The 21,007-nt window shown below is 46.8% G+C and carries 15 protein-coding genes; 4 read left to right on the plus strand and 11 right to left on the minus strand.

Annotation, left to right across the window (positions count from 1 at the left end; translation table 11 throughout):
• Nucleotides 1-482: 482 nt before the first annotated feature.
• From QUA71_RS21015 to QUA71_RS21025, 3 genes are all read right to left on the minus strand, one after another.
• Nucleotides 483-638, minus strand: a complete 156-nt coding sequence (locus QUA71_RS21015) for a hypothetical protein (RefSeq protein ID WP_333287946.1) — start codon at nt 636-638, stop codon at nt 483-485.
• A gap of 303 nt (nt 639-941) precedes the next feature.
• The gene (locus QUA71_RS21020) at nt 942-2,618 is read right to left on the minus strand and encodes a mechanosensitive ion channel (protein ID WP_333287948.1); all 1,677 of its coding nucleotides are present in this window, start codon (nt 2,616-2,618) and stop codon (nt 942-944) included.
• Between the two features lie 84 nt (nt 2,619-2,702).
• A complete protein-coding gene (locus QUA71_RS21025) occupies nt 2,703-3,920 on the minus strand; it encodes a transposase (protein ID WP_333287950.1) in 1,218 nt (405 codons plus the stop codon).
• Between the two features lie 147 nt (nt 3,921-4,067).
• Between QUA71_RS21025 and QUA71_RS21030 the strand changes: the two genes are divergently transcribed.
• Nucleotides 4,068-4,532 carry an SRPBCC family protein gene (locus tag QUA71_RS21030; protein WP_190661051.1) on the plus strand — a complete coding sequence of 155 codons (465 nt, stop codon included), beginning with the start codon at nt 4,068-4,070 and terminating at the stop codon, nt 4,530-4,532.
• A gap of 154 nt (nt 4,533-4,686) precedes the next feature.
• On the opposite strand, the gene QUA71_RS21035 is transcribed toward QUA71_RS21030, so the two are convergent.
• The 7 genes from QUA71_RS21035 to QUA71_RS21065 all read right to left on the minus strand — a co-directional run bounded on the left by QUA71_RS21035 (nt 4,687) and on the right by QUA71_RS21065 (nt 13,489).
• Complete coding sequence (locus QUA71_RS21035; RefSeq protein WP_333287952.1) at nt 4,687-5,373, minus strand: alpha/beta hydrolase; 687 nt, start codon at nt 5,371-5,373, stop codon at nt 4,687-4,689.
• 319 nt (nt 5,374-5,692) lie between these two features.
• Entirely contained in the window at nt 5,693-6,517 is an 825-nt protein-coding gene (locus tag QUA71_RS21040; protein ID WP_333288005.1) for a SirB1 family protein, read from the minus strand.
• Nucleotides 6,518-6,839: 322 nt separating this feature from the next.
• Nucleotides 6,840-8,717, minus strand: a complete 1,878-nt coding sequence (mutL, locus tag QUA71_RS21045) for a DNA mismatch repair endonuclease MutL (protein ID WP_333287954.1) — start codon at nt 8,715-8,717, stop codon at nt 6,840-6,842.
• Between the two features lie 188 nt (nt 8,718-8,905).
• On the minus strand, nt 8,906-10,009 hold the full coding sequence (locus QUA71_RS21050) for an ATP-binding protein (RefSeq protein WP_333287956.1): 1,104 nt from the start codon (nt 10,007-10,009) through the stop codon (nt 8,906-8,908).
• A 336-nt stretch (nt 10,010-10,345) separates the two neighbouring features.
• A complete protein-coding gene (locus QUA71_RS21055) occupies nt 10,346-11,602 on the minus strand; it encodes a beta-ketoacyl synthase N-terminal-like domain-containing protein (RefSeq protein ID WP_333287958.1) in 1,257 nt (418 codons plus the stop codon).
• 218 nt (nt 11,603-11,820) lie between these two features.
• Nucleotides 11,821-12,606 (minus strand): peptidylprolyl isomerase, encoded by a 786-nt coding sequence (locus QUA71_RS21060; protein WP_333287960.1) that lies wholly within the window; start codon nt 12,604-12,606, stop codon nt 11,821-11,823.
• 316 nt (nt 12,607-12,922) lie between these two features.
• Nucleotides 12,923-13,489 (minus strand): photosystem I assembly protein Ycf4, encoded by a 567-nt coding sequence (locus QUA71_RS21065; protein WP_190661038.1) that lies wholly within the window; start codon nt 13,487-13,489, stop codon nt 12,923-12,925.
• Nucleotides 13,490-13,694: 205 nt separating this feature from the next.
• Between QUA71_RS21065 and psbD the strand changes: the two genes are divergently transcribed.
• Both psbD and psbC read left to right on the plus strand, forming a co-directional pair.
• Entirely contained in the window at nt 13,695-14,753 is a 1,059-nt protein-coding gene (gene psbD, locus QUA71_RS21070) for a photosystem II D2 protein (photosystem q(a) protein) (protein ID WP_006633757.1), read from the plus strand.
• Between the two features lie 157 nt (nt 14,754-14,910).
• Nucleotides 14,911-16,290 (plus strand): photosystem II reaction center protein CP43, encoded by a 1,380-nt coding sequence (psbC, locus tag QUA71_RS21075; RefSeq protein WP_190663611.1) that lies wholly within the window; start codon nt 14,911-14,913, stop codon nt 16,288-16,290.
• Nucleotides 16,291-16,300: 10 nt separating this feature from the next.
• On the opposite strand, the gene QUA71_RS21080 is transcribed toward psbC, so the two are convergent.
• The gene (locus QUA71_RS21080) at nt 16,301-16,522 is read right to left on the minus strand and encodes a hypothetical protein (protein WP_333287963.1); all 222 of its coding nucleotides are present in this window, start codon (nt 16,520-16,522) and stop codon (nt 16,301-16,303) included.
• Between the two features lie 321 nt (nt 16,523-16,843).
• On the opposite strand from QUA71_RS21080, the gene QUA71_RS21085 reads away from it, so the two are divergent.
• Complete coding sequence (locus QUA71_RS21085; RefSeq protein WP_333287965.1) at nt 16,844-20,701, plus strand: GAF domain-containing protein; 3,858 nt, start codon at nt 16,844-16,846, stop codon at nt 20,699-20,701.
• The last annotated feature ends 306 nt before the right edge of the window (nt 20,702-21,007 follow it).

The raw sequence follows: 21,007 nt of genomic DNA on the forward strand, positions 1-21,007 counted from the left end.
ATTAAATTCGACTGTCTCAGGGATGCAATGGAAGCCGTGCTTCGCACAGCGGCTTAACCGCCTTGGCGGTTGCTATAACTGGGAGGGACCGTCAGGAAAACCCCACTTTGTTAGTCGTATTTGCCAGAATTAGTGCGAAACAATCATAGTAATTCGCATTGAAGAAAACCGTACAAAGCTATTCCTAGAAACCGAAATGCTGTGCCAACGCCATGATGACCTTGCCGAGTGAACCCTGAACGGCGCGAGCGTCGGGGGAAGTATGGTCGGTGTTGCCAACCGTACCCAAAATGCGGTGCGGATGATGTGTAGCACTGTAAGGACGTGATTTGTCGGCTATCGCTGGTTTCCTATAGCCATCGCTTGCTGTATGAGGGATCTCGCATAATCCCACTCTTAAAAACGCGATCGCCCAAGAGGCTATGTGTCGTTAGTTCAACAAGTAGTAAGAGCCTAAAGCGCTTCTCTAAACTGTGTAAGAGTCAATAGCTGTACTTGGGAGCGATGGCTACGCCCCTTCCGACGCATCTATCTAATCGGTTGACATCTGGATTTTGACTCACCCCATCTTCCATCTCGATCGCCGATCGCATCCAACTCAAAATCACCCTCGCACTTTGGGTTTCATCTCGTACCAATCGCTCAACACAACCTTGACATGGAGAAACGCGAAATACTCAGTTAGTTTGCCGGTGCAATGATGGAAGGGTTGTTTGGGTACAAAGTGCAGCCATTGCATTCCGAGATTTTGGGCATGGCGGGCGTGTTGAGGTTTTGGCTTAGGGCTCTTGTGCCACTGTGATGCGAGTATAAGCCTAAAATGATCCAAACCCAGTTGCTGTCTATGGATGAAGCCCGTCGGGATCGACCCACCATCAATTTTGAAGATCGATAATTATAAAAAAAAGGCGTTTGTACTTGACAAACGCCTTTTTATAGAATTACAAACGCGGCGTCTTATCTTGTTTAAACGACGCTAACCATTCGCGAATTTGGTCGGCCGCAATCTCGCGCCCGCCCAAACCAAAAGCTAGAGCAATACCAACTGCGATCGCCCCGAGCAGCAGCCCGAAAGCCAAATTCACAATATCGCTGCCAATGCCCATCTGTTGCAGCGCCAAGGCCGAAACAAAGGCAATAATCGCGATCCGAGCCGTTTGGCCCAAAAGCCGCGCTTGGCGAGTTCCAGAACTGGCAATCAAACTAAACGCCAGATTCGCCAAATACAAGCCGATCGCAAATACCACCAAACCGGCCAGCACCCGACCTGCAACCAGCACAATACCGCTAACAATCGCCGTCAGCGCTGGAATCCCGAGCACGTCGGTAGCCGCCACCACAGCAAACAGGATGATGCCCACCTGTACCACAATGCCGACAAATTCCGAAGGCGTGCGAGCCGGAAGTTCCGGTTCCTGAAGAATCGTTGCGTCGGGATCGATCGAACTTGGCGGTAGCCTCAGCGACTGTTTCGGTGGCTGCACTCCCAACCAAGAAAAGACATTGTTGAAGCCAATTCCCGTCAGGATATTAGTCACCAAATCGCTGATCCAGCGGCCCAAAATGTAAGCAACCGCCAGAATTAGGGCTGCTGTAAAAATGTTGGGAAGCGCGCCCAAAATGTCGTTGAGCATCGCGATTGCCGGCTGCGAAATCGCCTGAATGTCCAAAGCGTTCAGAGCTGCGATCGCCGTTGGAATCAAAATCAAAACATAGACGATCGTCCCGACAATCCACGACAGCGATTGTCCGCCCGAAGTCCGCGAAATTCCAAACCGAGCGCCCAAACTGTCCGCCCCAGCAGCAGCCAACAGATTCGTGACAATCCGCCGCACCACCATAGCCAGCAGCCAGCCCACAAACCCAATCAGCACAGCTTCCAGAATTTTCGGAATTGCCGCCAGAATTTGGTTGAGTAAATTATTAACTGGCAGCAGAGCCTGCTGCATTTCCAGTGAGTCGAGAATCAGCGGCAAAAACAGCAGAAAAATGAACCAGTACAGCGCATTCGCCACAGTATCGCTCAGCAGCAAAGGGCGCTCAGTGGACGCAGTGCCCACCTCCTGATTCAAGCGCTCGTCCACGCTAAAAGTCCGCATCGCCCGCGAGACGGCCATTTTGGCTACAGTTGCCAACACCCAAGCAATGCCCAACCAAATTAGCGCGCCGGCTAACTTCGGCAAGAAACCGGTAATTTGATTAAGAAAAGTATTGAGGGGTTGCGAGACAGCCGTTAGATTCAGGCGGTTGAAAAAGGCAATTAGGAAAAAGATAAAAATGATCCAGAATACCGCTGTGGAAATCCATTTTTCCACTTGCGGGGCTCCAGCTCCTTCCGGTCGGCCGGTAATCCAAGCCGCCAGCCGATTGTCGAGCGTAGTCTTCTTGAGCAATCCCCCGACTACAGATGAGACGAGGGCTGATACTATCAAGCCAATTAGCAGGATACCGACGGCCCAGAGGAGATTTTCAATGTTTGAGCCCTGAAGGAAATTGTTAATTCCGCGTTCTGCATCTGTCAGGGCATTCCCGGGCTGGGCCTGTGCCAAAATGCGATCGGACAAAGCCGCTATTGGCCCCGATACCGGTTGAGTTATCTCTTGCCAAGTTTCATTCATTTTTTTCTCAGGTTAACGTCAGATTTGACAGGGAGAAGAGGAAAATTTAATAATAGTTCCACAAAATCTAGACATCGCCTAAATTTAATGTTTGTACGCTTTTAATCGTACTGGGTTAACTACAAAACCCTCTATCGAATTAGGGATAAACCCATCTCCGACTGCTTTTCGGCCAATATTCAAAGAACCGTTTACATCGGCATTTATGAAGCGTCCAGTTTTGGTTCTGAACAATCCTCTTTTTACCCTACTGCCAATGTAGTCGGAATGTTGTTGAATTGGTTCCCAATCCAAGGCTGAACATTTGGATGTGTAATTCTCCTCTACTAACACAACTTTAATTCCCGCAATTTGTCCTTTATACTGCAACATTTGCACGAATCGGCGATGGGGAATACAGGCAAAATTTTGATTATTAACCTTGCCAGTCTTAATCCCATCTTTGAAATCCTGGTTCCAGCCTATAACCAACAAGCCAATTTGATGATTGACGAGTTCTTTAATAATTGCGGATCTCGTCGTGTGGAGGTAGTAATCCACTTTACAGTTACGCTTGTGCCACAATTTGGCGAGTTTTTTACTGGTTTTTTGCGCTGCGGGCAGCAATGATTTCAAGGCCGATGAAACTTGATTGCAGTATTGGTTGGTTGACTTAACAGCCCGCCCGTCGAAGATTGTCGGTACTAACCCAGGAACATTGTAGGTTAATGTTGCCAGATTGTTTAATCCTAAATCTATGGCAGCTACTCTCTGATTAACTTGTAAAGGCTGTTCTAACTTTTCATAGAGCACCTCGACAACATAACAACCTACTTTGGGAACAATCCGGATTTCCAGAATCGAGGTAACTTTTGAGGGCAACCAAATATTTGTCCCTGAGGGACGAGCATATCCTTTTTTTAAGGCTCTTTTGCTGACAGCTTGACAATTAAATACAACTACATAGCGCCCGTCCTCTCTTTTTCGCTCTCTTGAACCTTTATAATGAGGGATTTTCGGGGCGGCTTTAAATTTAGTTGGGTCTTCCTGATAGTTCCGCACCGCCAGATAATAGCTAGTCCATGCTTTGAGGACTAAGCCGAGCGTGCTTTGTGCTACCTTGGCGGGCAGTGCTTTGTAATCAGGACTTGTTTTGAGCGTGTGATAAACAGCCAGAGCGTTTGTTTGTTGGCTGGCGAAAAAGTTTTGACGGTAGATGTAGTTAGCGCTATTGTAAAGATTTTTGGACAGCCAAGACAGTCGATCGGCTTCTCGATAAAACCTATGATTGGGTTTAATGACGTGCCTTTCGACTAACTGCATAATCGGTATATATACTTTAATTCAAGATGATACACTGTCTTTATGAGTGTGTCAATCTTTTAATTTCTGGAAAAATTGACGGTACAAGTAAATAAAGGACTATAAAGTAAGCAAAGTTTTGTAATACCCTCGTTGTTGCAGGTTCTCATGTCAATTCGTCAAGTTTTCGAGCAATCCATTGAAATTCAGGCTGCTGCTACTCTGGTGGAGCGCTGTATAGTCGATCGAACTTTGATGCACAAGTGGCTTAATCCCCTGCTACGCTGCGAACCCGAGGGCGAATGGGATACGGCTGTAGGAAGTCGCAGCTTATTTATCATAAAAATTCCCGTTTTGCAACCCACTTTAGAGAGTGTTGTGTTGGAGCGACAACCCGGTTTAATTGTGTGGGGGTTTGACGGATTTTTCAAAGGATGCGATCGCTGGGAATGCCAGCCCCAAATCCAAGGAACTCTCTTGATTAACCGCTTTGAATTTCAAATTCCCAATCGTTTAATTAGATTTGGTTTCAATCGCTTTGCAGCCCCTTGGACGCAGAAAGATATGAAAGACCAACTCCGCCGACTCAAGCGGGTAGCGGAGCAACTATCTCAAAAAATGGGTAAAGGGTAATGGAGAAGGGGTAATTGGGAACTTGTTCGCTCGCGTAGCCGAAGTATTGGTAATTGGTAATAGCTGAAAACTAAGAGCTAATAGGAAAAAAAGCACCAATTTCCAATTCCCAATTCCCAATTCCCAATTTCCAATTCCCTGGAATTTCAGTTATTTACTTCACACTTCCTGATGGACTGGGCTGACAAATCATTTGTCTGGCAGAATTCACCGCTTGGCCGGCGGTATTTTGCAAAGCCGGGGAATTCTGATACAAAGCTTGCAAATCTTGCACGTCTTTAATCACTCGCTCGTAGATAGCAATAGCTTGATTGCCGTCAACTTCTAAAGCCGCAGGGCTGTAATTTTGCATCACTTCAATCAGCGATATTTTGCCATCTTTGGAAGCTGCGACTAAAGCATCGCGCAGTGCGGGCACGCTTTGAAGCCGAGCAGTCGGCGCATAAGCAACCTCGCCCAATTGTTTGAAAACAATTTCCCCAAAATAAGTAGTTGCCAGCCGCGCTACTAATTGGGAATCTAAAGGCACTTCTCGCGTTAATATGGCGCGTACCGACTCGGGAGTTTGTTTCGCAAGACTCAGAACGCTTTGCAGTTGAGATGATGCTTTGCCAGTTTGTGCAAAGCTTTGCAAGTCGCTCATCGGTAATGTTACGTCAACAGCACCGTATTTTACGGTAAGATTGTCTAATGCAAAGGCTTTGTCGCTGCTTAGGAATACTGCACTTGTTCCCAGTAAAAGAGCCAAACCTAAAGATAAAGACTTTAACATTCTTTTGGTTAAATGGGCTGAGAGCGGTTGCATTCGGTTGAGATAACCTTGTTGAAACTGAAAGTTCATGAGTTTGTGCCTCTTTACTTCAAAATACTTTTTCGATCGCTCGTCTGTGCGGGTATGAGTACAGGTATCTGTGCGGGTACCAGTCGGGAAAGTAGACTCGGGATTTCCGTAAATGACCTATAATTTTACAGTCAAGTCAAGGAAATTCAACCTATCAAAAGATAGGTGTTAATTAACAATTAATATGTTATAATTATTTTTTTAATAATTTTACATACCTTTGCAAAAATGATAAAAGCGAAATTTGGTCGTCGGGCAGCAGTGTATTGAGTGTCACTTGAATATGTCTTATAGTCTGCGATCGATACCAAATTTAAGTTCACATATCCCGATCGAGCCGATCGACCAATTGGCGAATTCTAGCAGCATCAGGAGCATTCGGAGCATTTCTCAGGTATAGTTCCAAATCGTGGCGCGCTTCGACTAAGCGTCCCAGTTGATAATAGAGAATTCCGCGATCGCGCCGTTCCCCCAGCGCATCGGGAAACAGCAGCAAAATCCGTTCTATCGCCGAGAGTACCCTCACAGCATCTCCCTGTTGCAAGTAAATCGCCTTCAGATTTCCCAGCATTCGCCCCAAAAAATGTCGGCGGCTTACCGGAGCGAGAAAAGTCGGCTGCAACTCCATAGGTTGACCGTAAATTTGAGAAAGTCTGGCTTGACAATCTTCAGGAAATAATATCTCGCCGCCGTTAAACGCATCAACAAAAATACCAGCATCTTCAAAATCCGGTCTAATTAAAAAATGTCCCGGCATCCCAATTCCCACCATCGGAAAATCAATGCGCTGAGCAACTTCCAAATAAACCAAAGATAAAGATATCGGAATGCCAGTACGCCGATCGATCACTTCATTCAAAAAGCTATTGCGGGGGTCGTAATAATCAACATCATTGCCCGCAAACTGCAATTCCCCGTATAAATAGCCGTTAATAGTTTGGATAATCCGCAGCGGATAATTCTGTGCCGGCAGGCGCGAGCGCACTTCATCTGCGATCGTGTCGAGCGCGTTGAGATACTCCTCTGGCTCTAAATTTGGGTATTCTTCCAAAGCCATATAAAGAGCAGCTTTCGCCAAGTCGATCGAGCCATCAGGCTGGTTTATTTCGCGATAAAAGAGTTGTCGGGCGATCGGAAAATCCATATTTATCATTGATTTATTTTTAATGTACTTTTTGTACCCACATCATGAACAGGCAAGATGACTGTTCCACAACAAAGATTATTCTGGAAAACAGGCATTTTTTGTAGTAGGATTAACCTTTTTTATTGTAAAACAGGCTCTTCTTATGGTGAAACAGCCATCTGGTCTGTTGCCCAAAAGATCTTAAAAACAGTGAATTATTTAAATTTTAATATATTCTAATTTTTTTCATCTAAATCAGCCACTATTTTTAATAAAGCTTCACGATTTTTTTTAAATCGAGCCAGATTGAGGTGAACGCCCTCGGATGTCAAATCAAGTTTCAAATCCCGTGGCTTTTACCAATTACCCAACTGCGGCGAAAAATCCGAGCCAGCGTCGATTCTTCCAAAGCAAAATAGATAGGGCGGCCGTGAGGACAAGTGCGCGGATTGCGAGTTTGCTGCCATTCATCCAACAAATTTTGCATTTGGGAAAGACTCAAAGGAGTACCGTTTCGCATAGCGCTACGGCAAGCAGTCGCAACTTGAGCCGCTTGTAAATCTGCGACTTTACTGAGTTCAAAAAGTGCATCCGCACAGTCATCTCGATCGGCTAACAATTCAGGAACTTCGCGGACAGCCCATAGCTGTTCGCCAAAACTTTCTACTTCCAAACCCAAGCGGGATAAATTCTCAATTTGCAGCGCAGATAATTGACTGAGAATCACTGGTTTTTCTAGACATTTTAACTGCCAAGCCGCGCACAATTGCTCGTATAAAACGCGCTCGTGAGCGATGTGTTGTTCCACCAACCACATTCCGCTGGAATGTTCGGCAACAATGTAAGTATTGTGAACTTGAGCGATCGCCCTCAACTCCATCAATCCTATTTTATTACCTTTTGTCTCTTCGCCGCCGTCCTCATTCTGCCTAGCCGAAATCCCGACACTGTAAGCACTTTTTTGTTCCGATGCCTTCAGCAATTTTCCCACTCGATCGGGAATTGGGACAGGCGGCAAAACTTCATCGTTCAGGTGCAAAGCACGAGCAATAGCCGCGCTAACTTGTGCTTGCCAAAAACTCGGATCGTGCAGATAAATTTCCACTTTAGCCGGGTGGCGGTTCCAGTCGATTTCCGAAGGGGAGATTTGCAGGTGGACAAAACACACGGGATAGCGATCGCGCGGACAAGTGCGGGCAAAGGCGCTGAGAATAGTTTGCTCTAATTCGGGCGAGCGCACAACTCGCCGATTTACCCCAACTTTCACCCAATCCGGCCGCCTGCGGTGACACCGATCGGGCAAACCAATTACTAACTCCAAACGCTGGGAATTGGGCATTTGGAAATGGGAACTGGCAACTGGTAATTGGTAATTAGGCTTAACTGTAGCTCCAACAAGTTGAGTTTCTATCAATAAATTTGCTGCTTTCTGATTTTGAGGACTCGCCGGCAAATCTAACTTTAAATACTGCAAATCGCTCGCTCGCACACCGCGCACGAATTGAGGTAAAAGTTGTTCCGCTGTGCTACCTGGAGTTACGTGCAAACAAGGCGTATTTCCTTGACGCAACTGCCAATTAACGTGCGGGTGACAAATAGCAATTTGCTGAAGGGTTAATTGGATCGATCGCATTTGCTGTGCCGGCGACAAAAAACTGCGACGCACAGGCCAATTGCCAAACAAATTATCAACAGTCACCACCGTACCCGGAGCGATCGCCGCTGTTTCCACCTCCACAGCAACGCCCGCGTTATTGTAAACCACCCGCCAGCCCGATCGAGCATTTTCAACTCCCCCCTTGTTAAACGAAGATTTAGCGGGGGTTTGCGCCGACTCTCGATTTTCCGAAAAATCCCCCAATCCCAAATCATTCGATCGGCTCAAAACCTCCAAACAGCCCAACTGAGCTAAACTGTGCAAAGCTTCCCCACGAAATCCCAAAGTATCAATTTTGTAAAGGTCTGCTTCAGTGGTAATTTTGCTCGTACTGTGAGGCGAAGCCGCCTGCCGCAAATTTTCCAGATCCATTCCCGTACCATTATCTGCAACTTGCACCCGCCACTGTTCCGGCCACACAGAAACAACGATGCGAGTTGCGCCAGCATCCAGAGAATTTTCAACTAATTCTCGTACCGCTGCGGCGATCGAGTCAATCACTTCGCCGGCGGCAATTAAATTGATAACTTCTGTGGGTAAGGTTTGAATAGTAACTGGCATCAGATTTTTAGCGGTTCGTTAATTCAATTCTACTTGATTCTGCAAATCGCTACACAGTATTAGGAATTAGGTTCTTAAACTCGGTTTCTCATAAAAATATTGTTTAATAACAAGATATCTACTCATCAACCAAGTCTCTGAGGCTTAGTGAGAAAGTCCTAAGTATATATCTTCCTCCCTACTTAATTTTAATCGGCTAAAGCCATGCTTTTCGGCAAGCGGATGTAAAAAATTGTGCCTTTTCCGTCCTCTGACTCATAAGTAATTTTCCCTTTGTGAGCCTCAACTATCGACTTAACAATTGCCGTTCCCAAGCCAGTACCAGTCCGCTTGCCATAAGTCACAAACGGTTCAAATAACTTTTCCTTAATTGTCGGTGGAATGCCTGGGCCGTTATCATAAATGCTAATTTCGGCCCACTCCCCACTTTGTTTCACCGCAATCTCCACCCGACCGCCCCTTCCAGCAAAAGCCTCAACAGCATTCCCAACTAAATTTTGTAAAACACGCAAAATCTTATTTTCGTCCGCTTCCACTATGACTTCTGTCACCCGTACTATCAAATCTACGTTTGCTGCTTCACAATAAACTCTGTTCAACTTTTCAAAATGCTGCAACGTTTGAATTAGATTAACTGGTTTTTTATTTAATACAGAATTACCGCGCGAAAATTCTAACACTTCTTCAGCCATCCCCAACATTCGCTGAACCTGCAATTGAATAAGTTCGCACCACTCCTGAGTTTCCTCATCTTCGTGCATTTCTTTGAGCATTTCAATGGAGAGTTTGATTCCGGTAAAAGGACTTTTGAAATCGTGAATAATTGTACTCACCATTTCTCCTACCAATACCATTTTTTGTTTGTGTACCAACTGGCTAACATAGTGATCCGTGGTTTCTCGTAAATTTTTAGTAATGAAACTAAACATTTGCAGTACCGAACTGCCTTTAGCAAACTGGAGAGTTGCTATTAGTTCTTCACGGGCTATTTTGGCCAAAGTCGAGCCTGCAACTGCCACAGCTCTAGCACTGCGAGGTTCTCCGTCTAAAACTCCGAGTTCGCCAAAATAATCGTCTGGCTTAGCCACAGCAACAGTTTGATATTTATGATTTTCAAGACGCTTGCTAAACTCGACTTTACCTTCTAAAACTAGATATAAAAAATCCGCTGTTTCTCCTTCTTCAAAAACCAGCGTTTCCTGAGCAAAACTCTCCAAAACAGCTATTTGGTAAAGGTGAGCAGCTTGCTCGGGTTCAAAATAAGACATAAATCGATGAGAGGCTAGATCCATGTGAAAATACCTGAGGCTTAATTTAAACAGTTTCTTTTTTCTATTTTCGCCGATCGCCATCAGTGCGTTAATAAAATACAATACTGCTTTAATCTGCCTCTCTTTTCGAGCCTCCTAGGCTTTGACACAAGCATCAGCGTCGGGATGCAGAGCCAGACTAGCATAGCAGCACCAGCAATCTCACCAAAATCCTCAGTTAATTGACTAAAATACATAAGTATTGTACTATTTTTGAGATTTAAATTGGATGTGCGGGGGGTTCTCCGGCCACCTCAGAAGATTTTAACTGTAGAGAGATCGTGTAATTTAAATGTCGAGCGACCGAGTTTACAAAAATTAACGCTCACCGGATAAAAGGATCGCAGCATTCTGCCCGCCAAAGCCAAAACTTAAACAAACCGCATTTCTGACAATAGCCGATCGCGCACAACGAACAAAATCTAATTCAAACCCCGGTTTTTTCATTCCAACGCAAGGCGGCAACATCTGATATTTAATGCTCATCAAACAAAAAGCCGCGCCCAAAGCTCCGGAAGCTCCCAAAGTATGACCCGTAGCCCCCTTAGTCGAACTAACAGCAACTCCTCGGTGAAATAACTTCTCAATTAACAGTGCTTCGTGTCGGTCATTTAACTCAGTTGCAGTACCGTGAGCGTGAATAAAATCTATATCAATCGCCGCTAAATTGCTGCGTTTCAAACATTGATTTACCGCCGCGATCGCACTTTTCCCTCCCAGAACCGGCGAATTAGCATGGCAAGCATCATTTGTCAAGCCAAAACCGGAAATTTGACCGTAAATTTTAGCACCACGACGCCTTGCCAACTCGGCAGATTCTAATACAAATAAAGCCCCGCCTTCACCGAGAACAAAGCCTTCCCGATTTTCATCAAAGGGATAGCATCCATTGTTTGCCAAAGCACCCATCCGGCTAAATCCAGCCAGAGTCAGCGGTGTTATAGGGGCTTCGACAGCACCTGCGATCGCCCGCTGACACTCACCGGTGCGGATTAAATCAACAGCGCGGGCGATCGACCAAATACCCGTCGCACAAGCAGCCATCGGCGCCAGTACCGGCCCAGTCGAACCAATTGCCCTCGCCGCTGCGATCGCCCCCATGTGAGGCAAAAAATTCACAAATTGAGAATTGGGCCTTGGGCATTGGGCATTGGGCATTTGGCATTGCGAATCGGTAATTGAGAATTCTCTATCCTCTTCCTTCTTCCCTCTTCCCTCTTCCCTCTTCCCTCTTCCTTCTTCCCTCTTCCTTCTTCCCTCTTCCTTCTTCCCTCTTCCTTCGCTTGCCAACAGTTCCAAATTTGCCTGGAAGCCTCGGCTAGAACCGATCACAATTCCGCAATCGGGCAAAGGCAAAGTCAAATTAGCATCTTGCACAGCATCTATTAAAACCTGCCGAATTAAAGTTATTAAATCGACAGGTTTTGTGCAAATTAAAGCCAAAGGTCGCCGTTCAAGTTCTATAAAAGGTTGATGTTGTCGAATTCCTGATTCCCCAGACAACAATCTTTTCCAGCTACCATCCAGAGTGCCTAAAGCAGAAACCAGGCCAATTCCCGTAACAACAACATCCACATCTGCCCTCAGATTCCCAAATTTTTAGTCATTAGTCATTAGTCATTAGTCATTAGTTATTTATGATTGGAACTAATTATTAACTACTAACCAACGACCAACGACTGATATCGTTCCCGGTTGCATCGGAATAATAAAATCGAGTCAACCGTCAACAGTCAACAATCATTTCGATCGTGCAACCGGAATTGATATGACGAGTGACGAGTGACTACTGACTACTGAACAGGCTTAAAATTTTCCAAACCCTGAGTAACAGTAGCCTTCTCAATGCGATCGCCCGCTTCAATCTTATCAATCACATCCATGCCTTGTTTCACGTACCCAAAAACCGCATAGCTGCCGTCCAAAAACGGTACATCGGTCAAAGTAAAGTAAAACTGAGAAGAAGCCGAATCAGGACTCTGCGATCGAGCCATAGCAACAGCCCCGCGACTGTGTACCAACACGGGTTTCTCCTTAACCCCAGCTTCTTCTAGCGTTTGGCTGTAAGTCGGATTGGCAGCACCTTTAGCTTTAATTTCCAGAGGAATCCTGCGTTCGGCAGTAGTTTTCGGGTCAATAAAACCGCCAGTTCCCAGTCGCGCTGTAGGGAATTTAGGGTCTTTACCCTGAGGGTCGCCGCCCTGAACTACAAAAGGCTGAGGTTCCCGCACGACTCGGTGAAATACCAGCCCGTCGTAGACTCCTTTCTGAACCAAATCGACAAAATTGCCCGCAGTAATTGGCGCATTTGTGCCGTCGAGTTCGATCGTAATAGGAGCACCTTTAACCGTCATCACCACCGTTGCTTTTCCTTCCAATCGCGGCAAGTTGCTAAATTGTGAACTCGCCGCTACAGCAGCAGGAGAAGGAGACGGAGACAAAGAAATATTTTCACCCGACGCCGGATTCGATGTCGCAGTCGAGTCTGCCACAGGGGAACTACTGCATCCTGCGACCAACAACGCGCCAATTATTAAAAGTGAGAACAACCACCGCTGAATTTTGATTTGCATTTGCATTTGTATTTTCACTTTGAGTCAATTACGGACTTTGCAACTAAAGATTTTAATTCAATAGTCCGAACTGTTTTTAGTTCCTAGTCTGAAACCCGCGATTTTGCTTTGGTAGCGAACAGGCATTGGAGCCTTGAAACCCTTATTCTACGGTTGGCCATCAAAAACTATCCGAAGTATTGTTAATTGATAGATTCAAAAATTGGTAACGGGCTTACTCGCAGATCGATCTTTTTCACTTACCAGGTAGGTAAGGTGCGCGGCCCGGCGCACCCTACGAGACATTACCAATCTAAAATCTAAAATCGCAAATCGAAAATCCCTAAAGTCCTTCTAGGGGAACTTGCAAAAATCGAGCCAATTCGGCTGCTTGATTTTCCACTTCCGACAAAGCAATCGGCTGTCCGACTCTAGTCAGGGGAAACTGACGGCGGTCTTTGAGCTTAAGATAAATACTGCGGCGGGGACTGAGACCTTCTTTAATGTCTACCCGCACAGATTGCACGTCCGATATCTTGCAAGTAAAATCAAGCTTGCGGTTTTTGCCGGGAAAACCCCAGCGAAAGATCCGAATGTTGCCAGTTTGTCGATCGAACTCGCTGTAACCGCCACCGACATCCCAGAGAATAGTCAGCCACAGGTAGAGCGCCAACAGCACGCCACAGACACCGTAGAAACCCATCGCAATGCCTTGGGGGATGAAAACAAGGTGAGTCGGGTCAGCAAAAGGCAGGAGGTTAACGTGCAAGTAGCTGGAAATGCCCGACAGCAGGAAACCAGTCCCTCCAATGCTGACCACCGTCGCCCACCAGTAATTGCTGAAGCGGCGGGAGCCCAAAACCGGGTAGCGCAGGACAGAATCGATCGAGGTCGTTGTTTTTGCAGTCATAAAATTAAACAGCCTTAAAGCCAAATCTTAATTCAATTAGTCCACCGAGCGTCACGCTTCGCTGACGCGATCGCGTCAGCGACCGATCGGGATTGTGTATCAACACCTGCTAATTATGTTGAAAAATTCTGAACTTCTAATATATAGTTATGTTAACTTTAATTAGAAACCTTGGTCTTTTAACAAGCAAAAGGATTTTACCCCAATGACAATCGCAGTCGGACGCGCCCAGACCGAAAGAGGCATCTTTGATGTACTCGACGACTGGCTCAAACGCGATCGCTTCGTCTTCGTAGGCTGGTCTGGCATCCTGCTATTCCCCTGCGCCTACCTAGCCATCGGTGGCTGGTTAACAGGCACCACCTTCGTCACATCCTGGTACACCCACGGTTTGGCAAGTTCCTACCTCGAAGGAGCCAACTTCCTCACCGTAGCAGTCTCCACCCCAGCCAACAGCCTCGGACACTCCCTGCTGTTCCTGTGGGGCCCGGAAGCACAGTGGGACTTCACCCGCTGGTTCCAACTCGGCGGGCTGTGGACATTCGTCGCCCTCCACGGCGCCTTCGCACTTATAGGCTTTTGCCTGCGTCAGATTGAAATCGCCCGTTTGGTAGGCATCCGTCCCTACAACGCCCTAGCATTCACCGGCCCCATCGCCGTGTTTGTGTCGGTGTTCCTGCTTTACCCCTTGGGTCAATCAGGCTGGTTCTTCGCCCCCAGTTTCGGCGTCGCAGCAATTTTCCGCTTTTTGTTATTCCTGCAAGGCTTCCACAACTGGACGCTCAACCCGTTCCACATGATGGGCGTTGCAGGCATCTTGGGCGGCGCGCTGTTGTGCGCTATCCACGGTGCAACCGTAGAAAACACCTTGTTTGAAGACGGCGAAGGCGCAAACACCTTCCGCGCCTTCAACCCAACTCAGTCAGAAGAAACCTACTCGATGGTTACAGCTAACCGCTTTTGGTCGCAAATCTTCGGAATTGCCTTCTCCAACAAGCGCTGGTTGCACTTCTTCATGTTGTTCGTACCTGTCACAGGCTTGTGGATGAGCTCCATTGGCATCGTCGGTTTGGCATTGAACCTGCGCGCCTATGACTTCGTATCGCAAGAATTGCGCGCTGCTGAAGATCCTGAGTTTGAAACGTTCTACACTAAGAACATTCTGCTTAACGAAGGCATTCGTGCTTGGATGGCTCCTACGGACCAACCTCACGAAAACTACATCTTCCCTGAAGAAGTTCTGCCTCGCGGTAACGCACTTTAAAAAAATCAGGATTTGGATTTCAGATTAATTTAAGTTTTTTAAACTAATATGAAATCCACATCCCTATTCCCTGGGGCAGGTGCGGTACTCCCGTGCCCTACTAGGGAAACAAAAAAACCCAAAATCCAAAATCTAAAATCGTTGGAGGTTCTACCGCGTGGTAACGCTCTCTAATTCCTACGCAAGCGGTCGCGACCAAGAATCCTCCGGGTTCGCTTGGTGGTCTGGCAACGCTCGTTTAATCAATCTCTCTGGCAAACTGCTGGGCGCACACGTCGCTCACTCTGGTTTGATCGTTTTCTGGGCCGGAGCAATGACTTTGTTTGAAGTCGCTCACTTTATCCCAGAAAAGCCCATGTACGAACAGGGCTTAATTTTGATGCCCCACATCGCTACTTTGGGTTGGGGCGTCGGCCCCGGCGGTGAAGTTACGGATATCTTCCCGTTCTTTGTCGTTGGCGTTCTTCACTTGATTTCATCTGCTGTTCTCGGTTTGGGCGGCATTTATCACGCCGTTCGCGGCCCGGAAATTCTCGAAGAATACTCTTCGTTCTTCGGCTACGACTGGAAAGACAAGAACCAGATGACCAATATCATCGGCTACCACCTGATTCTGTTGGGATGCGGTGCTCTGCTGCTCGTAGCTAAAGCCATGTTCTTCGGCGGTGTCTATGACACTTGGGCTCCGGGCGGCGGCGACGTGCGGGTCATTACTAACCCCACTCTGAATCCGGCTGTGATTTTTGGCTACTTGACTCGCTCTCCTTTTGGTGGCGAAGGCTGGATTGTCAGCGTCAACAACATGGAAGATATCATCGGCGGTCACATCTGGGTTGGCCTGATTTGTATCGCTGGCGGTGTTTGGCACATTTTGACCAAGCCTTTCGGCTGGGCTCGCCGCGCCTTAATCTGGTCTGGCGAAGCTTACCTGTCTTACAGCTTGGGCGCTTTGTCCCTGATGGGCTTCATCGCTTGCTGCTTTGTCTGGTTCAACAACACTGCTTACCCCAGCGAATTCTACGGCCCGACGGGCCCGGAAGCTTCTCAAGCGCAAGCTTTGACCTTCCTGATCCGCGACCAACGCTTGGGTGCTAACGTCGGTTCTGCACAAGGCCCCACCGGTCTGGGTAAATACCTGATGCGCTCTCCTACTGGCGAAATCATTTTCGGTGGTGAAACGATGCGTTTCTGGGATTTCCAAGGCCCTTGGTTGGAACCCTTGCGCGGTACTAACGGTTTGGACTTGAACAAAATCAAGAATGACATTCAGCCTTGGCAAGCTCGCCGCGCGGCTGAATACATGACTCACGCTCCTCTGGGTTCTTTGAACTCTGTGGGCGGTGTGGCGACTGAAGTTAACTCGTTTAACTTCACTTCTCCTCGTTCTTGGCTGTCCTGTTTCCACTTTGTGATGGGTTTCTTCTTCTTGGTCGGCCACTTGTGGCACGCTGGTCGCGCTCGCGCGGCTGTCGCTGGCTTTGAGAAGGGTATCGATCGCGAAAATGAACCAGTGCTGTCTATGCCTAACTTGGACTAATCGATCGAATTTATTTCTGATTTGATGGTCTAGTTGAAAAAGGCTCCTGCTTAACGGCGGGAGCTTTTTTTTGCTCCAATATCTGGAACAAGCTGCGGATTGTCGATCGACTGTTCTCCCAGCCCGCTAGCAGCAGATAAAATCCTAGACGTAGAAATCCGGTTTCTGAGTTAACCTTTTGAATTCCATGCTGTTTCTTTCCCTCAGCTCGTTCCTCAGCCAGCTTTTGCATCCAGGACTGAGATATTTCGGTGCGACCTTCATCGGTGGCGGTGAATGACTCTGCAAGTCTTGAAACTTGACAAGTTTAATCCGTTGGGGTAAAGAGCTTGCAAGGCAGGCTCTACAAAGTTTATATTTAAAGTACAAAAGTTTTAATTCCACACAATGGAAAGTTGCAATTTTAAGGCCGATCGCTACAGGTGAAAAACTAATCGACGATCGCCATCAGGATATTTATATTTTATTAAATGGCTGTGCTTGCCGAATTTTTTAACAGGCACAAAACTTTTGGGCGGCTTACTGTTATTGCTAGGAAAGCAAAAGATTAATAATGGACTCATTAAAGATCGAAAATTTCAAGGCGATGTTCGATCGAGCAAATTTACTCGATCGCATCGCAAACCGCATTCGCCGCTCTCTAGAACTGCCAGAAATTCTGAGCGCAACAGCAGCGGAAGTTCAATCGTTCTTGGGAACCGACAGAGTAAAAATATACAAGTTTCATAGCGACGGCAGTGGTGAAGTGATTGCCGAATCAATTAACGGCAACCGCTTGCCATCCCTATTGGGACTGCATTTTCCAGCCGACGATATTCCCCCTCACGCCCGCGAACTGTTCGCGCAAGTACAGGTGCGATCGATCGTCGATATAGATTCCGGGCTGCTAGGCCAAAGTCCCCACCGCGACGCGGTTTCCGGTCAACTGCTGCCCGACGAAGTGCGCTTTCGCCCGGTTGACCCCTGCCATGCTGAATACTTGATGGCACTCGGCGTCAAGGCTTGCTTGGTAGTACCAATTTTTCACGGCGAAGAATTATGGGGGTTGTTGGTATCTCACCACTCCGAGTCCCGGAGTTTCGCAGAACACGAACTGCAAGGCGTTCAGATGGTGGCAGATCAGCTAGGCGTCGCCATAGCCCAATCAACCCTCCTCGCCCGAACCCAGGCGAAAGCGATGCGGGAAACTGCCGTCAACCGCGTCGTCGCAGCCCTTAACTCCCAGCCGGCGATGGAACTGCAAGCAGCTTTGGCAGAATCGGTAGCAGCACTAGAGGCAGCCGGCGGCAGGCTGTGCATTTTCGCCACACCATTCATTTTCGACAGCAGCAAGGTTACGAGTTTAGTTCCCTATTCGGACAGTTCCACTCAGGCACTCAAAGTCTACACTTGTGGGGAGGGGCCGAAGATGCAAATTTTGGCAAAATACCCCCACCTGGAGCAATACAGCGTCTGGCACGAATATTTTAAATCCGGCGAGCAACAGTTTTGGGCAATTCCCGACTTGTACAAAATTAGCAGTTTGAGAAGCCTGCAACCTGCATTTCGATCGACCAAAATTCGGAGCATTTTAATCGTACCGCTCACAACCCGCCAGCAAATATTCGGTTACTTGAGCATTTTTCGAGAAGAATTTGACACCGAAACTCTCTGGGCCAGACAGTTTGATAGTGACGAGCGGCTCGCCCAATCTCGGATATCTTTTGAAGCGTGGAAAGAGTCAAAAACCGCCCAAATTAGCGAATGGAAGGCTGAAGAAATAGAATTAGTACAAACTTTGGGCAGGCACTTTGCTGAGGCAATTAACCGCTACCAACTACACCAAGAAATAGACGCACTTAACGCTAATTTAGAAAATCAAGTTCAAGAGCGCACAGCTCAACTGCAGCAGTTGACCCAACAGCAGCGAGTGCTGTTTGAGGTGGTGGCAAAAATGCGGAAATACCTCGACTTGAACAAGATTTTTAGCACGATGTCCCAGGAAGTGCGGCGGGCTTTAAATGCAGATAGAGTTGCGGTTTACCGCTTCGATCCCGCGTCGGAATTTAACGACGGTGAATTCGTTGCCGAAGATGTTTTGCCAGATTTTGTGTCAGCAATGGCAGTCAAAGTGCACGATCGCTGCTTTGGAGAAAACTACGCCAATCTCTACTCTCAGGGGCGAGTTCACGCAATGTCCGACATCAGACAGGCCGGACTGCAAGATTGTTATGAGCAAGTATTGGAGCAATTTCAGGTCAAAGCTACTTTAGTTGCACCGATTATGAAAGGCAACGACCTTTGGGGGTTGCTGTGCCTACACCAATGTTCGGCTCCCCGCAACTGGGGATCTTCCGAAATTAAGTTTGCTACCCAAATTTCCGCTCAGCTCAGCATCGCCTTAGAACAAGCAGATTTACTCGCTCAAACTCAGAAGCAAGCAGTTGAGTTGGAACGGGCAGCCGAGCAGGAGCGGATACTGTTTGAGGTAGTTGCTAAGATTCGACAATCTCTAGATTTAGATACAATTTTTCGTACTACAACTACAGAACTGCGGCGCATTTTAAAGGCAGATAGAGTTTGCATTTATCGCTTCGATACGGACTCAAATTTTAATGAAGGTCAATTTATTACCGAAGATGTTTTGCCAGATTTTCCTTCAGCAATGGATGTGAAAATTCGCGATCGTTGTTTTGGAGAGAACTATGCAAATAAATACAGCCAGGGACGCATTCAAGTGCTGCCAGATATCGAAAGTGCGGGACTCTCCGACTGCCACGCTGCTATTTTAGCTCAATTTCAAATTAGATCTCAGTTGATTCTGCCGCTGATGAAGGGCAGCGAACTTTGGGGCTTGCTGTGCGTGCACCAGTGCGGCAGTTCCCGCAATTGGAACAGTTCGGAAATCCAGTTTTCTACGCAAGTAGGATCTCAGTTGAGCGTAGCATTAGAACAAGCAGATTTGCTTGCTAAAACGCGCCAGCAAACGATCGATTTGCAGGCGGCAGCCGAGCAACAGCGGATACTGTTTGAAGTGGTGGCAAAGATTCGAGAATCTCTCGATATCAACGCAATTTTTAAGACTGCAACCCAAGAAGTTTGTCAGTTTATGCAAGTCGATAGAATTGCTGTCTATCGCTTTAATCCTGATTGGGGCGGCCAATATGTTGCAGAGTTTGTGAAAGATGGCTGGATAAAATTGATAGGGGAAGGTATCAGTACGGTTTGGCAAGATACTTATTTGCAGGAAAACCGAGGTGGCAGGTATGTCAATAATGAAACTCTAGCCGTTGACGATATATATCAAGCTTCCCACTCGGAGTGTGTTGTCGGTATTTTAGAGCAATTCCAAGTGAAGGCTTATGCGATCGCGCCGATTTTTGTAGGACAAGAACTTTGGGGTTTGCTCACAGCCTATCAACATTCTGGACCCCGCTGTTGGGAAAGTTCAGAAGTTAACTTTTTAGCTCAGATTGGCAATCAGTTAGGCGTAGCTATCCAACAAGCCGATTTGCTAGCTCAAACTAGACGCCAAGCAGAACAAATCGCTCAAAGTTTAAAAGATTTGCAGCACACTCAAGCTCAATTGATTCAAACTGAAAAAATGTCTGGTTTGGGGCAACTGGTAGCAGGAATTGCTCACGAAATTAACAATCCGGTTAATTTTATTTACGGCAATCTCAATCACGCTAGTGAATATACTGCTAGCTTACTGAGTTTGCTGGAACTTTACCAGCAGCAATATCCCGATTCTAGTCCTGAAATAGACAAATTGAGTGAAGATATTGACGTGGAGTTTCTGCTAGAAGATTTGCCAAAATTGCTATCGTCAATGAAGGTGGGAGCAGATCGCATCCGTCAAATAGTTCTGTCTTTAAGAAATTTCTCTCGTCTTGACGAAAGTCAAATGAAGGCGGTTGATATTCACGAAGGGATTGACAGCACGCTGTTAATTTTACAGCACAGGCTGAAATCTAATGGGGACAGTGCAAACATTGTGCTAGTGAAAGAATACGGCACTTTGCCTTTGGTTGAGTGTTATGTTGGACAGTTGAATCAGGTGTTTATGAATGTAATTGGGAATGCGATCGATGCTTTAGATTCGCACAAGTTGCTCGCTGACCAATCGGTGGCTCCTCAAATTAAAATCTCTACTTCGGTCGGGAAACTTAATGGCACTATTCCTAGCGCGGTGATTCGGATTTCTGACAACGGCACGGGAATTTCGGAATCTATGAGAAAACGCATATTTGACCCTTTTTTCACCACTAAGTCGGTGGGGAAAGGTACAGGATTGGGACTGTCAATTAGTTACCAAATTGTGGTAGAAAAACACGGTGGCGTTTTAAAATGCAATTCGGAATTGGGGAAAGGTACTGAGTTTGCCATCGAGATTCCGCTTCGACAGCAGCCAGCAGTCATTCCTCATTAGTCATTATTGTAAAATCCAGCCAAGAGTCAACAATCAACAATCACGGACGCTGCCACCATAATTGATATAATTAATCTGCGTTAATCTGTGTTAGTCTGCCCTCAGGTGCGGTTAAAAAAAGAGAATGTATTAACCGCAGATGACAAGGGATTGACGCTGATTCACGCAGATGAAAAGCAGAGAAATATGAAAAATTCCGATGCTAACAGATTTGGAATCAGGCTCGATCGTGCGTATGCGATCGCATAGCCGGCTTGCGGCATGGCGTGTGACGGTTGCCTAAGTCCTGATGCCAAAAGATGCCTA

The organism is Microcoleus sp. MON1_C5, assembly GCF_036701875.1.
Classification (GTDB): domain Bacteria; phylum Cyanobacteriota; class Cyanobacteriia; order Cyanobacteriales; family Microcoleaceae; genus Microcoleus.